Genomic DNA, 13483 nt, shown 5'->3' with positions numbered 1-13483 from the left:
CGTCCTTCTCTACCCTAGGTGTGCGCACCGTCACGGGCTTAGGCCGTTCTGCCCAAGTTCTTGTGAAGAATGCACAAAAGATCGGTGCTTTGCCGCCGCACGGCCTGCGGACACCTGCTACGGGGCGGCAGCTTCGGCGCGCAGGGCGTCGTGAATCAGCTGGGAGCTGCCCTCGTGCCCGAAGCTGAAGGAACCGGTGGCATCCATCCGGACCAGCACTTCGGTTCCGGCCGGCGTTGATTCAAGCCGCCAGTCGGTTTCCTTGTCCATGTTGAACAGGTTGACGAACAACGCGCCGTCCGCGTGCGCCTGGAGCATCATGGTTTCCACCCAGCCGGCCTGGGTGATCCAGTCCTCGGCCTCGGCGTAGAACGGCGGGCTCTGCGGCCAGTGGAAGACCCAGGAGCCCCAGGCCTCGGCGCACTCGCCCGAGCCGGTGAAGAATGATTCGCCGCGCGAAGCCGAGGCGACTTCCGCGATGCCCCACGGTTTGCCGCCGGCCAGCTCCTTGAGCTGCGCCACCGGTGCGCCGAAGACGTCGTCATAGGACTGCCAGTTGCAATTGACGGCGGGGTCGTTGGCGTCGGCCCAGTTGAAACCATCCAACGCCAGCACATCCACGTAGTCCGCGCCCGGGTAGACCGAGGCGAAGTCGACCGGCGTCCCGTCGGGGGTCGAGCCCGCTACCAACGGGTTCCAGACCATGGCCGCATCCGGCGCCCAGCGCTCCTTGAGCTCGTACACGTGCCGGAACATCCGGACGTAGTCGGCGGCGGTATTCCCGCCGTTCACCCCGACCGACCAGGGTCGGATGGCGTCGTTCATCTCCGGGGCGAAACGCACCAGGACCGGCTGGTCCGCCGCATGCTCCTGGGCCTGCCGCAGCCAGGAGACCAGATAGGTGTCGTAGCGTCCGTCGGCGATGGCCGCCGGGCGGTAGTCCGGCTGGTCCACGCTGCGGTTCTCCCAGTCGTAGGGCTCCCAGGCGATCAGCAGGGCCGCGTCACGCCGCGCGGCTTCGGCCGCATAATCCGCCGGGAATCCGGGGTGGTTGGCGAAGTCCACGTACGTGGACAGCATCCCGTTCGAAGCCCCGAGCTCGGCTTCGTCCCCGGGCACGTCCCCGAGCTGCGCAGCGGCCCACCCGACGACCGTCCGGCAGCTGCCGGGATCCGCGCGCCCGCTGCATCCCTGCGGCGGCTCGACGGCCTGCGCCGGCGGAAGGGCGGCCAGGGACAGCGCCGCCGCCAGCGCGGCGGCGCCGATCCGGCGGAAACCTGGAAAGGTTGGGTGGGGCACGGCAGTTCCTTCTCCCGGGCGGCCCCGCCCGCTCCGGAAGGGGTTCCGCGACTGGCGCCGGCACAGGACCGTCCCGGCGCGGATCCTAGATCGTCTTGCGCAACGGCACTTCCTTGATGCACAGGATGCAGATGAAGGCGACGGCGGCGACCGCGGCCGAGACCAGGAACACCAGCCCCGTTGCTTCGCCGTAGGCCGATTCGACGACCCCGCGCACCGCCGGCGGCATGCCCGACAAGTTCAGCGAGCCGCCGGCACCGCCCTTCGAGGTGTTCACGCCCAGCCGCTCCAGCCCCTCCGACACCAGGGTGGCAACCTGGGCGGCGAGCATGGCGCCGAGGAAGGCGACGCCGGCGGAACCGCCCACCGAACGGAAGAATGCCACCGAGGAGCTGGCAGCGCCGATGTCGGTGACCTTCACGGTGTTCTGCACCGCGAGCACCAGGTTCTGCAGCATGAAACCCATGCCCACGCCGTTCAGGAACATGCCGATGGCCAGGATCCAGTACTCGGTGTCGTGGTGCATGAAACCCAGCAGCCCCAACCCGGCGACGTTCAGCAGCGAACCGATGACCAGGTAGACCTTCCACCGCCCGTAGCGGGTGATCATCTGGCCGGAGAACACCGAGCCGAAGTAGTTTCCCGCGATCATCGGCAGCGTCATCAGCCCGGCTTGGGTGGGGGTGGCTTCCCGGGCAATCTGGAAGTACTGCCCGATGAATGCGCCGCTGCCGAACATGCCCACGCCGATCGAGACGGAGGCGAGGATCGCCAGCGAGGTGGTGCGGGTGGCGATGATCTTCAGCGGAATGATCGGTTCCACGACGCGGGATTCAACCAGCAGCAGCGCCGCGGTCAGCACCGCGACCGCGCCGAGCATGGTGTAGGTCTGCCAGGAGTTGAAGGCGAAGTACTCGTCCTTGCCCACATAGGACACCCAGATCAGCAGCGTCGAGACCGCCACGGTCAGCAGCAGCGCGCCGCCCCAGTCGATGCGCACAGTGCGTTTCTGGTGGTTCAGGTGGAGGGTTTTCTGGATCAGGATCAGGGACAGCACGCTGATCGGGATGCCGAAGAAGAAGCACCAGCGCCAGCCCAGCGGCGAGTCGACGATGAACCCGCCCAGCAGCGGCCCGGCCGCGGTGGACACCGCCATGACGGCGCCGAAGTACCCGGAGTAGCGCCCGCGTTCGCGCGGGGCGATGACCGTGCCGATCACCGCCATGCCCATGGCGGTCAGCCCGCCCATGCCGATCCCCTGGACCACGCGGGCGGCCAGCAGCACCGGAATGGACCACGCCATCCCGGCCAGGAACGACCCGAGAATGAAAATCAGGATGCCGACCTGCAGCAATTTCTTCTTGTTGAACAGGTCCGCCATCTTGCCCCAGATCGGGGTGGTGGCCGCATTGGCCAGCAGGGTGGTGGACAGCACCCAGTTGAAGTCGGTCTGCGATCCGCCGAGCTTGTCCATGATGGTGGGCAGCGCGATGGCGACGATGGTGGCGGCGAGCATCGCCGCGAAGAACGAGGCCAGCACGCCGGCGATGGAGCGCAGCACCTCGCGCTGCGTCATCTGAGGGGTGTCGGCGGCCGTCTCGGTCAGGTCGGTCGGCGTCGCGGCGCCCTGGGGCGGATTAGTCATCGGGGTCGGTTCGTGGTTCTTCGGCCTGCAGCTCGCGATGCTCGTGGATGCCCTGGATCATCGAGTTGTTCAGTTCGCCCAGCGCGTCGGCGACCAGGGCCAGCCGGTCGACGTCCCAGTCGGGCAGCAGCGGCCGCAGGCGTTCGATGCGCAGCTGCGCCCTGGCTTCGAGCCGGTCGCTGCCGGCCTCGGTGACCCACAGGACCTGGCGGCGGGCGTCGAGGTCGCTGGGCCGCTTGTCCACCAGTCCCGCCTGCTCCAGCTCGGCCAGATGCCGGCTCATCGCCGCGGTGCCGATGCCCAGGTGGCTGGCCAGGTCGGCCGCGTGCGTCGGCTGGCGCATGTCCAGGGTCTTGAGCACGTGGTGCGAGGCGTTGGAGACTTCGGGATCGGTCTGGTCCAGGTGCGAGAAGGAGCGCAGCAGCCGCGAGGTTCGGGCCAGCTCGTCCAGCAGGCGTCCCAGCAGCTCGGTTGGAGCCTCATTTACTGGCCACTGCACAATATATCGCCTGCCTATCTTTAGGGTTCCACTCAACTGTAAGTTGAGATAGTTGCCTAGGTCAACGTTTTGCGGGTCTCACTCCCGATAGGCTGGAGTCGTGATTGATCTTTCCGAAGCGCATCTGGAATCCACCGCCGCGACCCTGCGAAGCGCCGCCTTGTCTGCCGGACGGCAGGCAGCCGAACTGCTGCGCGGAGCCTTCCGCGGCGGCGTGAGGGCGGAGGAAAAAACCAACACCCACGACCTGGTCACCACGATCGACCGGCAGAGCCAGGAGCTGATCACCCGCTCGCTGCGCGCCGCGGTTCCCGGTTCCTGGGTACTGGGCGAGGAGCAGGTCGAGGCGGAGGCTGGCTCCGCCGCCCCGGGCACCGTGCAGTGGATCGTGGATCCGATCGACGGCACCAGCAATTTCGTGCACGGCATCGCCTTCTTCTGCGTTTCCATCGCCGCCGCCATCGACGACCGGTTGGTCGCCGCGGCCGTCATCGACCCGGTCTCCGGGGACGAATTCAGCGCCGACCTGGCCCATGCCTACCTCAACGGGCACATCCTCAGCCCGGCCGCGCGTCCGGAGCAGGCCCGTGCGAACCTGATGACCGACTACCCCGGCGCCGAATCGCTGGTGGCCGACGGCCCGCTGGCCCTCGAACTGCTGGGCGGGTGGATCCACGATTTCGCGACGGTGCGTCGCAAGGTGTCCGCCGCGCTGGCGCTGGCGCACGTGGCGGCCGGCTGGTGCGATGCGACCATCGGGTTCGACACCAAGGTATGGGATGTGGCCGCCGGGGCGCATCTGGTGCGCATGGCCGGCGGCAGCTACACGGGGCTCGGCTATGGAACGCAGTTCGCCGCCGACCACCTCTGCCCGGGATTCATCGCCCAGGGACCGGGGGCCGACTACCCATCGCTGTCGCTGGCTGCGCAGCGGATGCACGCGCGGCGCAGCGCCCGGTCCGCAATATAATCTGACAATTCCAAAGATCTTGGGCCAACCCCTCGGAATTCGAGATTCCCGGTCGTAGGATACGAGTATGGAACCACTATTCCACCGGAACGCACACTCCGCCGTGCGTCATCACGGAGGCGGAGGGGTGATCCTGGGAGGGATCGGAGTGATGATTCTCTTCGGTACTTTCGCAGTGATGTTGGCAACCCAGACTCAAACGCAGGACTGGGTGCCACTGCTCATAGGCGTCAGCTTGGGCTTCTCAACGATGATGTTCGGCATCGTCTACCATTTCACGCACTGAGCATCAGTACTAGAACACCAGCAACAACGCTGCCATTAGGGGCGGCACCCGTACGGGTGCCGCCCCCTGGCTGCGCCGGCGACCTAGAAGTGGGTCGGGGCGAACATCTTCAGCAGCGTCTTGACCACCACGACGTTCGGGCCCTGCGCCGCGAAGGATTCGCGCAGCGCCTGCCCGACGTCCTGCGGCTGCACCTCGCGGGCGGGGATGCCGAAGGAGCGGGCCAGCGCGACGAAGTCCGGACGGGCCAGCTCCGTGGCGGTGGCCTTGCCGAAGGCCCCTTCCATGTATTCGCGCAGGATGCCGTAGCCGCCGTCATCCACGATCAGCCAGGTCACCGGGGCCTCGTGCTGCTTGGCGGTGGCCAGCTCCGCGATGGAGTACATGGCCGAGCCGTCGCCGCTGACCGCCAGCACCCGCTCGCCCAGGCCGATGGCCCCGCCGATGGCCGCAGGGAAACCGAAACCCAGCCCGCCGGCGCCCTGCGCCGAGTGGAACTGGCCCTCGCGGGAGTCCCAGCAGCTCCAGCCCCAGTAGGCGGAAATCGTCATGTCCCAGAAGGTCTGCATGGCCGCCGGGACCGCCTCGCGGATGTCCGCCATGAAGCGGCGTTCCAGGCCCAGGTCCTGGGCGTCGAGCCGCGCCGCGACCTTGCCCAGGGTCTCGGCCACCACCTCTTGCGGGCCGCGTCCGTGCCAGTCGGCGCGGGCGGTGAAGCCTTCCCGGTGCAGCTGCGCGTTCAGGAAATCCAGCGCCGCCCCGGCATCCGCGCGGATGCCCAGGGCCGGGGTGTTGGATTCCAGCACCCGCGGTTCCGCGTCGATCTGGATCAGCCGGCCGCGCGGGGCCAGGGTGAAGTAGTTGCTGGACACCTCGCCCAGCGAGGAGCCGATGACCACCAGCACGTCGGCGTCTTCCAGGACCTCGGAAACATAGCGGTCTTCCACCCAGGACTGCAGCGAGAGCTCGTGCTCCCAGGGGAAGGCGCCGTTGCCGCCGGGGGTGCACAGCACCGGGGCCTGCAGCGTCCGGGCCGCGTCCAGCAGCTGGGCCTGCGCCTTGGCGCGGCGCACGCCGCCGCCGGCCACGATCACCGGGCGCTTGGCCTCGGACAGCCAGCGCACGGCTTCGCGGATCAGCTCCACGCGCGGCGGGTGGTCATAGGCCTCGGCCAGGGCGTCCTGCACCGGCGGTACCATCACCGGGGCCAGCAGCACGTCCTGCGGCACTTCGACCCACACCGGGCCCATGGGCACGGTCACGGCCCGGGCCCAGGCATCCTGGATGGCCGAGGGGATGCCTGAGGCGTGGTGGACGGTCTGCTGGAACTTGGTGACATTCGCGGCGGAGGCCTTTTGGTCGTCGAGCTGGTGCAGCATGCCCTTGCGGCGCGCACCCAGTCCATCCAGCGGGATCTGGCTGGCGATCACGACCATCGGCACGCCGGTGGCATAGGCTTCCTGCAGCCCGGCCAGGGAAGTCAGCGCTCCGGGGCCGGTGGACAGGAAGAGCACCCCGACTTCATCGGTGGCCCGCGAGTAGCCGTCGGCCGCAAAGGCGGAGTTGTTCTCCACCCGCGAGGAGATGAACTGCAGCGTGGAGCGGGACAGCGCGTCGAACAGGCCCAGGGCGTGCTGCCCGGGGATGCCGAAGACGGTTTTGGCGCCCAGCGCGGTGAGGGTCTCGATGACCAGGTCGCCGCCGTTGCGCTGCGCGGCGCGCTTCACGGTGCCCTGCGCCGCGTCCTGCATGCCGGTCATCGGGCATTCACCCCTTCACGGCTGCGGAAGTCGCTGATCAGGGAAATCAGGTCGTAGGTGACGTGGCTCGCGGCCACGCCGGTCATCTCCGCGTGGTCGTAGGCCGGGGAGACCTCCACGATGTCCGCGCCGACGATGTTCAGCCCGCGCAGCCCGCGCAGGATTTCCAGCAGTTCGCGGCTGGTGATGCCGCCGGCTTCCGGGGTGCCGGTGCCCGGGGCGTGGGCCGGATCCAGCACGTCGATGTCCACCGAGATGTACAGCGGGCGGTTGCCGATGCGCACGCGCAGCTTGTCCACGATCTCGCGCACTCCCTGGTAGTAGACATCCGAGCTGGTCACGATGCCGAAGCCGAAGCGCTTGTCGTCCTCCAAGTCCTTCTTGCCGTACAGCGGGCCGCGGGTGCCGACGTGGCAGATGGCCTCGGTATCGAGGATGCCTTCCTCCACCGCGCGGCGGAAGGGGGTTCCGTGGGTGTATTCGGCGCCGAAGTAGGTATCCCAGGTGTCCAGGTGCGCGTCGAAGTGCAGCATCGCCACCGGGGCGCCGGCGCGCCGGGCGGCCGCGCGCAGCAGCGGCAGCGCGATGGTGTGGTCGCCGCCCAGGGTCACCAGGGTGGCGCCGTCGGCGGTCAGCTCCAGGGCTTCGTGCTCGATGGTCTCGATGGCCTCGTGGATGTTGAACGGGTTCACCGCCATGTCCCCCGCGTCGGCGACCTGGCTCTGCGCGAACGGCGAGGAGTCGGTGGCCGGGTTGTAGGGGCGGATCAGGCGCGAGGATTCGCGCACGTGGTTGGCGCCGAAGCGGGCGCCGGGACGGTAGGACACCCCGGTGTCGAAGGGCACGCCGACGATCTTGATATCGGCCTGCTGCACCTGGTCCAGGCGGGGCAGGCGGGCGTAGGTGCCGAAGCCTGCATAACGCGGAATCTGGGCCGCGTTGATGGGGCCCAGGTTGCCGTTCTCTTCAATCCTGATTTCCTTCATGGGAGCATCCTTCCGACAACCCGGACCAGTCCGCAACTAGTTGTCTAATACGAAACTTCAGTTTCCTATTATGCTATTTTGCGATCTGCGCCACGACAAGATGCGGGCCGCCGCGGAGCCGGGAATTCCCGAACCCGCCCGGCGCAAAACAAAGGGACCGGCTCCCCCGCCCCGATCGGGGCGGCGGAACCGGTCCGCAACAGCGGCAGGCAGTTAGCCGGCCAGCTCGATGATGTTCTGCGCGAGCACCTCAAGCCCGTCGCGCAGCAGCGCCTCGCCGATGACCAGCGGAGGCAGCAGGCGCAGCACATTCCCATGGGTGCCGCAGGTCAGGGTCAGCACACCCCGGGCGTGGCAGGCCTTGGAAACGGCGGCGGCGAGCTCCGGGCGCGGAGCCAGGGTGCCGCGGTCCGCGAACTCCACGGCCAGCATGGCGCCGCGGCCGCGGACCTGGGCCACCACATCGGTGGATTCCAGCAGCGGTTCCAGCACCTCGCGGGCCACTCGCTCGATCAGCCGGGCGTTCTCCAGCAAGCTGCCGTCCTCGAACTGCTCGAAGACCGCCAGCGCCGCCTCGCAGGCCAGCGGGTTGCCCGCGTAGGTGCCGCCCAGGCCGCCTGCATGCGGGGCGTTGAGCAGCTCGGTGCGCCCGGTGACCGCGGACAGCGGCACGCCATTGGCCAGCGCCTTGGCGGTGAGGATCAGATCGCCGGCAACTCCTTCGTGCTCCGAGGCGAACAGCGTGCCGGTGCGGCCCATGCCCGCCTGGATCTCGTCGATGACCAGCACGATGCCGTACTTGTCGGCCAGCTGGCGCAGGCCCGGGATGAAGCCGGCCATCGGGACGATGAAGCCGCCCTCGCCCTGGATCGGCTCAATCACCATGGCGGCGAAGCTGGCCGGGTCGTGCTCCACGAGCGTGGCCTCGACGGAAGCCAGCGCGGCCTCGACGCCGCCGTCGACGGCGGGACGCAGCGGGTTGGCCGACGCGGCGCGGATGACATGCTCCGGCATCGGGCCGAAGTTCAGCTTGTAGGGGTTGACCTTGGCGGTCATGCCCATGGTCAGCAGCGAGCGGCCGTGGTAGGCCTCGTCGAAGACCAGCACGTTGGCGCGGCCGGTGGCGGCGCGGGCGATCTTGACCGCGTTCTCCACGGCTTCGGCGCCGGTGGAGAACAGCGCGGTGCGCTTGTCGAAGTCGCCCGGGGTGTTGCGGTTCAGCCAGTCGCAGACCTTGGTGAAGGATTCGTATTCGGTGACCATGAAGCAGGTGTGGGTGAAGGCTTCCAGCTGCCTGGCCACGCGCTGCGCCACGCGGCGGTTGGAGGCGCCCAGCGAGGTCACGGCGATGCCGGAGGCGAAGTCGATCAGGCGGTTGCCGTCGACGTCCTCGATGATGCCGCCGTCGGCACGGGAGACGAAGACCGGCAGGGTGATGCCCAGGCCGCTGCTCACCTGCTGCACACGTTCTTCGTGGAGCTGGATGGAGCGCGGCCCCGGGATGGCGGTAGCCAGGTGGCGGGTCTGGGTCAGCGTTTCGGCGTCGCGCGCCGCAAGAGTTTCGGTCATGCTTCCAACGATAGAAATCCATGTGACACGCGTCATTAGTTCCTACGTCCAAAGAGCAGTTAAAGATTGGATAATTTACCCATGATCACTCTGTTGCAGTTGGGGGCTGAGCTTGGCGACGAGTTCTTCCCCGCCGATTCGCCCACTTTCAGCGCCTCACCGGTCACCGGTGTGCACATTTCCGAGCTGGAGGATCCCACCACCTATCTTGAGGGCGGCGAACTGCTGCTGACCACCGGCATGCCCTTCGGCCATTCGGCCACCGCTTCGCTGGCCTACATGCAGCGGCTGCGGGACAAGGAAGTCCGGGCGCTGGGCCTGGGTCTCGGCCCGTGGCTGGATGAGGTTCCGCAGCATGTGATCGATGCCTGCCGGCAGACCGGGGTGGAACTGGGCATCGTCCCGGACGGGGCGCCCTTCCAAAGCGTGTCGCGGGCTTATTGGCGGCTGTCGGCCAGGGACGACACGGTGAACCTGATGAGCTCGCTGGGCACCCAGACCGCGCTGGCGCGGGCGGCGATCCGCTCCGATGCCATCAACGCGGTGGTGCGCGGGCTGGCGCAGGCGCTGGGCGGCTGGGCCGCCTTCCTCCCGGACGACCCGCAGCCGGCCACGGTCTACCCGGCCTCCGCCCAGGGTTTCGTGCCGATGCTGCGCCAGGAGTCGCTGCGCTTCCCGCGCACCGGCATGCCCTCGGCGTCCACCTTCGGGATCAACGGCCAGGCCGTGGTGCTGTACCCGATCTTGGCCGGGACCCGGATCCACGGATTCCTCGGCGTCGGCTCCGGGCGCACGCTGACCAAGGCCGACCGGCAGATCATCATGACGGTGTGCATGCTGCTGTCGCTGCGCGCCCGCCAGCGCGAGCTGATGGTCAGCACGAATGCGGCCCTGGGCACAGCCACCGCCAAGCTATTGCTGCACGGGCAGCCGGAATCCGCCCGGCTGGTCGCGGAGGAAGCCGGAATGGACGAGCTTCCCTCCCGCGTCAGGGTTTTGGCGCTGTCCCTGGATGGGGAGACCGAGGTCCGCACCGTGATCCAGGCGCTGGGTGCGCTGCCAGCAGGCGCCGCGTTGCCGCCGGTGGCCGAGGCGGCCGCACGCTGCCAGCTGCGCTTCACGGACGACGGGGTGCTCTACCTGCTGCTGGACGAGGCGCAGCTGGGCAAGACCTCCGCCGCCGCTCCGGGGCAGGACCCGGAGCCCAGCGCCGGGGACACCGCCCGGAACCTGCGCGCGGTGCTCTCGGCCCCGCTCACGCTGGCCGAGCTGCCGGCCAACCTTCCGGCGCTGCGCCAGAACCTGTCCGGGGCCCCGGCCGGGGAGCTGTCCGATGCCGGGGCGGACTTCGATGCCAGCGCGCAGACCTGGGTGGAGGCGCTGGCAGCGTACACCCGGGCCGATCTGCTTTCGGCCGTCACCCAGTACCTGCGGCATCGCGGGCATTGGGAAGATGCCTCGCGGGCGCTGGGCATCCACCGCAATTCGCTGCGCCACCGCATCACCGTGGCCGGGGACCTGCTGGGCATCGATCTGGACGACCCGGACGTCTCGGCCTCGCTCTGGCTTGCCCTGCGCCGCAACAAGGGATAGGCCGGCCGCCGGGCCCCGGGACGCAGGCAAGCCCCGACCTTGCGGTCGGGGCTTGCCTGTTGGTTTCTAGCGTTTCGCGTTGGTCGCCTGCCGGCGGCGGCCCCGGCGGGAGGTCGCGGCCACGTCGTCGGGCCCGACGGCACCCAGCTTGGATTGCTGGCGGATGCTGATCAGGTGCAGCAGCTCTTCCTCGGCATGCTCACCGGGCTGGACCCCGCGGGGCACCCGGAACAGGAAGAACATTCCCAGCAGCCACCAGGCTCCGAACAGCGCCCACGGCTGCCAGGTGATCGCCGCCGGCATGCCCGGCAGGTACAGGGAGATCAGGCCGGCGCAGAAGAGCACCGACAGGACGCCGATGACCTGGCCGAAGTTGCCCTTGCCGCCGATGCGCAGCGGGCGCGGCATCTGCGGTTCGCGGCGGCGCAGGATGAGGAAGGCTACGCCGACCAGCAGGTAGGCCATCACGATGGACGGCGAGCCGGAGTCGACCAGCCAGCCCAGCATCGCGGTGCCGAAGAACGGCGCCAGGATCGACAGCCCGCCGATGAACAGCAGCGCATGATGCGGGGTGCGGTACTTCGGATGCAGCTGGGCGAACCAGCGCGGCAGCATCCCGGACTGGGCCATCGCGTACATCAGCCGCGAGGCGCCCATCAGCAGCGAGTTCCAGGAGGTCAGGATGCCCGCGATGCCGCCGGCGATCAGGATCTTGGCCATGACCTCGGAGTTGAACAGCGCGCCCATGGCGTCGGCGGTGGCCAGGTCGGAACCGGCGAGCGCGGCCGGGCCCAGGCCGGAGGAGGTTGCCAGCACCACCATCACGTACCAGGCGGTGGCGATCAGCACGGAGATGATCACGTACTTGCCGATCTTGCGCGGCGGGATGTCGCATTCCTCGGCGGACTGCGGGATGACGTCGAAGCCGACGAACATGAACGGAACAACGATCATGACGCCGAAGAATCCGGCCAGCCCGTTCTCGAAGAACGGTTCCATGTTGCGGGTTTCGCCGCCGGCGAAGGACCCGGTGAGCAGCATTGCGCCGATGATGAACAGGAAGATCACCACGAAGGTCTGCACCACGCCGGCGGTCTTGATGCCGCGGATATTGATCCAGGTGATCACCACGGCACCCAGCACGCCCACCAAGGCCCAGGTCAGGTAGACCTCGGAGCCGGCGATGTCCCAGAGCTTGATCTGCGAGAGGTTGGGGAAGATGTACTGCACCGATTTGGGCAGCGCGACCGCTTCGAAGGCGACGATGGTGATGTAGCCGCCGACGATGGCCCAGGATCCGGCGAAGGACCAGCGGGCTCCCATGGCGCGCAGCAGGTAGTTGTGCTCTCCGCCGGCCTTGGGCATTGCCGCGACGAGCTCGGCGTAGGTCAGGCCGACCACGGCCATGATGCCGCCGCCGACCAGCATGGCCAGCGAGGCGCCGATCGGGCCGGCGGTGGTGATCCAGTCACCGGTGAGCACTACCCAGCCGAAGCCGATCATGGCTCCAACGCCGATGGCCAATGCATCCCACTTGCCGAGAACCTTTTTGAGTCCCTGCTCAGTGCCTTGTTGGTTCGCCGCTGCTCGCGTCATGCCAACCCCTTTCAAGATGATGATGTGGATCACACTACGAAAGAGGTGGGGAGAATTCTTTGGATAAAAGAACCAAAGTGGAGGTCGAAAGATCTAAAAAGAATCTGGGCGGCTAGCCGGCGACGAACCTCTGATTAGGCCTTTTGCTTGGATCCGGCGCCCTTGACCAGCGCCCGGTCGACTTCGTGAATTCCCAGGCAGAATCCGACCGAAAGGATGAGCGACTTGATGGTCAGCTCGCTGATGTCGTCGGGAACGTAGACCAGCTGCACCGGCCCGGCCAAGATGATCAGGACCAGCGCCCAGATGTTGTAGGCCCAGGAGGTCTTTGCTTCCATCATCTGCGGGTGCCGCGCCCGGCGGCGGACCGTGCGCACGGTCAGCACGATGATGACGACCGCGAGGATGGCGGCGCCGAGGAAAAAGAAGTTGCGCTGGGTTCGCAGCCACGCCAGGGTCGAGCCGACCAGGATGCCGGCCAAGGCCGAAGCCCACCAGCTGATGGAGCGCAATTCGTGCGGCGTGGTCTCCGAGCTTCCGGTGGATTTACCAGTCGCCATTGCGCTCCTTCCCGTTTTCACTAGCCCGCCTGCGTTGACAGGCACTATTCCAAGAATACGCGGTGCATTGGCCAGACGTGAACGCGGGCCCTCCTCCCGGCGTGCGCCGCCCGGGCAGCCGCGCCGCGCTCGGGGCGTGGCCGCTGCTCAGAGAATCAGGGTCCAGAGCACCACGGCGGGTTCGTCCCCGGGGTTTTCCCAGCTGTGCGGTTCGCGCCCCGGGAACGTCATGGTGTCCCCCGCGGCGAGCTCGACCCGCTGCTCGGGAAGCACCAGCGTGAACACCCCGGAGGCCACGTGCAGCACTTCGAGTTCGCAGTCCACCGAATACAGCTCAGCCTCTCCCCTGCCGCGCGGTTCCACCTCGGCGCGAATGACCTGGACGCGCTTTTCGCCGCGCGGGGTGACCAGCTGCTCGGTGATCCCCGAGCCGCCCAGCGAAATCCTCGGCGCCTCGCCCAGGCGCACCAAGGTGGTGTCGGGGACCTCGAACAGGGTTCCGACCTCGATACCCAGCACCTCGCAGAGCTTGAGCAGCGTGGAGACCGACGGGCTGGTCAAATCCCGTTCGACGCGGGAAAGAAAACCCTTGGTCAGCCCGGACAGCTCGGCGACCTGGTCGATCGTCATGCGCTGCTGCTGGCGGATGCCGCGCAGTCGTGCACCGATGTTGATTGATGAGCCTGAGGGTTCAACGGGCAGAGCTTTCATCAGTGGGGC

12 protein-coding genes are annotated in these 13483 nt (G+C 67.9%); 3 read left to right on the top strand and 9 right to left on the bottom strand.

Features of this window, described 5'->3' with window-relative positions; genetic code table 11:
- Nucleotides 1-117: 117 nt before the first annotated feature.
- From JQN66_RS03230 to JQN66_RS03220, 3 genes are all read right to left on the bottom strand, one after another.
- Nucleotides 118-1299: a glycosyl hydrolase gene (locus JQN66_RS03230; protein ID WP_204676606.1), complete on the bottom strand. Its 1182-nt coding sequence runs from the start codon at nucleotides 1297-1299 to the stop codon at nucleotides 118-120.
- Between the two features lie 85 nt (nucleotides 1300-1384).
- A complete protein-coding gene (locus tag JQN66_RS03225) occupies nucleotides 1385-2944 on the bottom strand; it encodes an MFS transporter (protein ID WP_204676605.1) in 1560 nt (519 codons plus the stop codon).
- Nucleotides 2937-3443, bottom strand: coding sequence for a MarR family winged helix-turn-helix transcriptional regulator (locus JQN66_RS03220; protein ID WP_204676604.1), 507 nt, complete (start codon nucleotides 3441-3443; stop codon nucleotides 2937-2939). The genes JQN66_RS03225 and JQN66_RS03220 overlap by 8 nt, the downstream gene beginning before the upstream one ends.
- Nucleotides 3444-3543: 100 nt before the next feature.
- Between JQN66_RS03220 and JQN66_RS03215 the strand changes: the two genes are divergently transcribed.
- Together JQN66_RS03215 and JQN66_RS03210 are read left to right on the top strand one after the other, a co-directional pair.
- Entirely contained in the window at nucleotides 3544-4413 is an 870-nt protein-coding gene (locus tag JQN66_RS03215; protein ID WP_239464122.1) for an inositol monophosphatase family protein, read from the top strand.
- A gap of 67 nt (nucleotides 4414-4480) precedes the next feature.
- Nucleotides 4481-4699 carry a hypothetical protein gene (locus tag JQN66_RS03210; protein ID WP_188949056.1) on the top strand — a complete coding sequence of 73 codons (219 nt, stop codon included), beginning with the start codon at nucleotides 4481-4483 and terminating at the stop codon, nucleotides 4697-4699.
- Between the two features lie 83 nt (nucleotides 4700-4782).
- Here the strand turns inward: JQN66_RS03210 and JQN66_RS03205 are convergent, their stop codons facing one another.
- From JQN66_RS03205 to JQN66_RS03195, 3 genes are all read right to left on the bottom strand, one after another.
- On the bottom strand, nucleotides 4783-6459 hold the full coding sequence (locus JQN66_RS03205; protein ID WP_204676603.1) for a thiamine pyrophosphate-binding protein: 1677 nt from the start codon (nucleotides 6457-6459) through the stop codon (nucleotides 4783-4785).
- A complete protein-coding gene (gene speB, locus JQN66_RS03200) occupies nucleotides 6456-7445 on the bottom strand; it encodes an agmatinase (protein WP_188949058.1) in 990 nt (329 codons plus the stop codon). Before speB ends, JQN66_RS03205 begins: the two co-directional genes overlap by 4 nt.
- 213 nt (nucleotides 7446-7658) lie before the next feature.
- Nucleotides 7659-9014 carry an aminotransferase class III-fold pyridoxal phosphate-dependent enzyme gene (locus tag JQN66_RS03195; RefSeq protein ID WP_204676602.1) on the bottom strand — a complete coding sequence of 452 codons (1356 nt, stop codon included), beginning with the start codon at nucleotides 9012-9014 and terminating at the stop codon, nucleotides 7659-7661.
- A gap of 81 nt (nucleotides 9015-9095) precedes the next feature.
- Between JQN66_RS03195 and JQN66_RS03190 the strand changes: the two genes are divergently transcribed.
- Nucleotides 9096-10607, top strand: coding sequence for a PucR family transcriptional regulator (locus tag JQN66_RS03190; RefSeq protein ID WP_204676601.1), 1512 nt, complete (start codon nucleotides 9096-9098; stop codon nucleotides 10605-10607).
- 66 nt (nucleotides 10608-10673) lie between these two features.
- Here JQN66_RS03190 and JQN66_RS03185 read toward each other — a convergent pair whose 3' ends face one another.
- From JQN66_RS03185 to JQN66_RS03175, 3 genes are all read right to left on the bottom strand, one after another.
- Complete coding sequence (locus JQN66_RS03185) at nucleotides 10674-12203, bottom strand: APC family permease (protein ID WP_204676600.1); 1530 nt, start codon at nucleotides 12201-12203, stop codon at nucleotides 10674-10676.
- A 134-nt stretch (nucleotides 12204-12337) separates the two neighbouring features.
- A complete protein-coding gene (locus tag JQN66_RS03180; RefSeq protein WP_188949062.1) occupies nucleotides 12338-12763 on the bottom strand; it encodes a hypothetical protein in 426 nt (141 codons plus the stop codon).
- A 147-nt stretch (nucleotides 12764-12910) separates the two neighbouring features.
- Nucleotides 12911-13474: a helix-turn-helix domain-containing protein gene (locus JQN66_RS03175; protein WP_188949063.1), complete on the bottom strand. Its 564-nt coding sequence runs from the start codon at nucleotides 13472-13474 to the stop codon at nucleotides 12911-12913.
- Between the last annotated feature and the right edge of the window lie 9 nt (nucleotides 13475-13483).

Origin of the sequence: Glutamicibacter protophormiae, from assembly GCF_016894325.1 — a bacterium.
In the GTDB taxonomy this organism is placed as follows: Bacteria; Actinomycetota; Actinomycetes; order Actinomycetales; family Micrococcaceae; genus Glutamicibacter; species Glutamicibacter protophormiae.
This window is presented reverse-complemented; position numbering and strand designations above follow the sequence as displayed.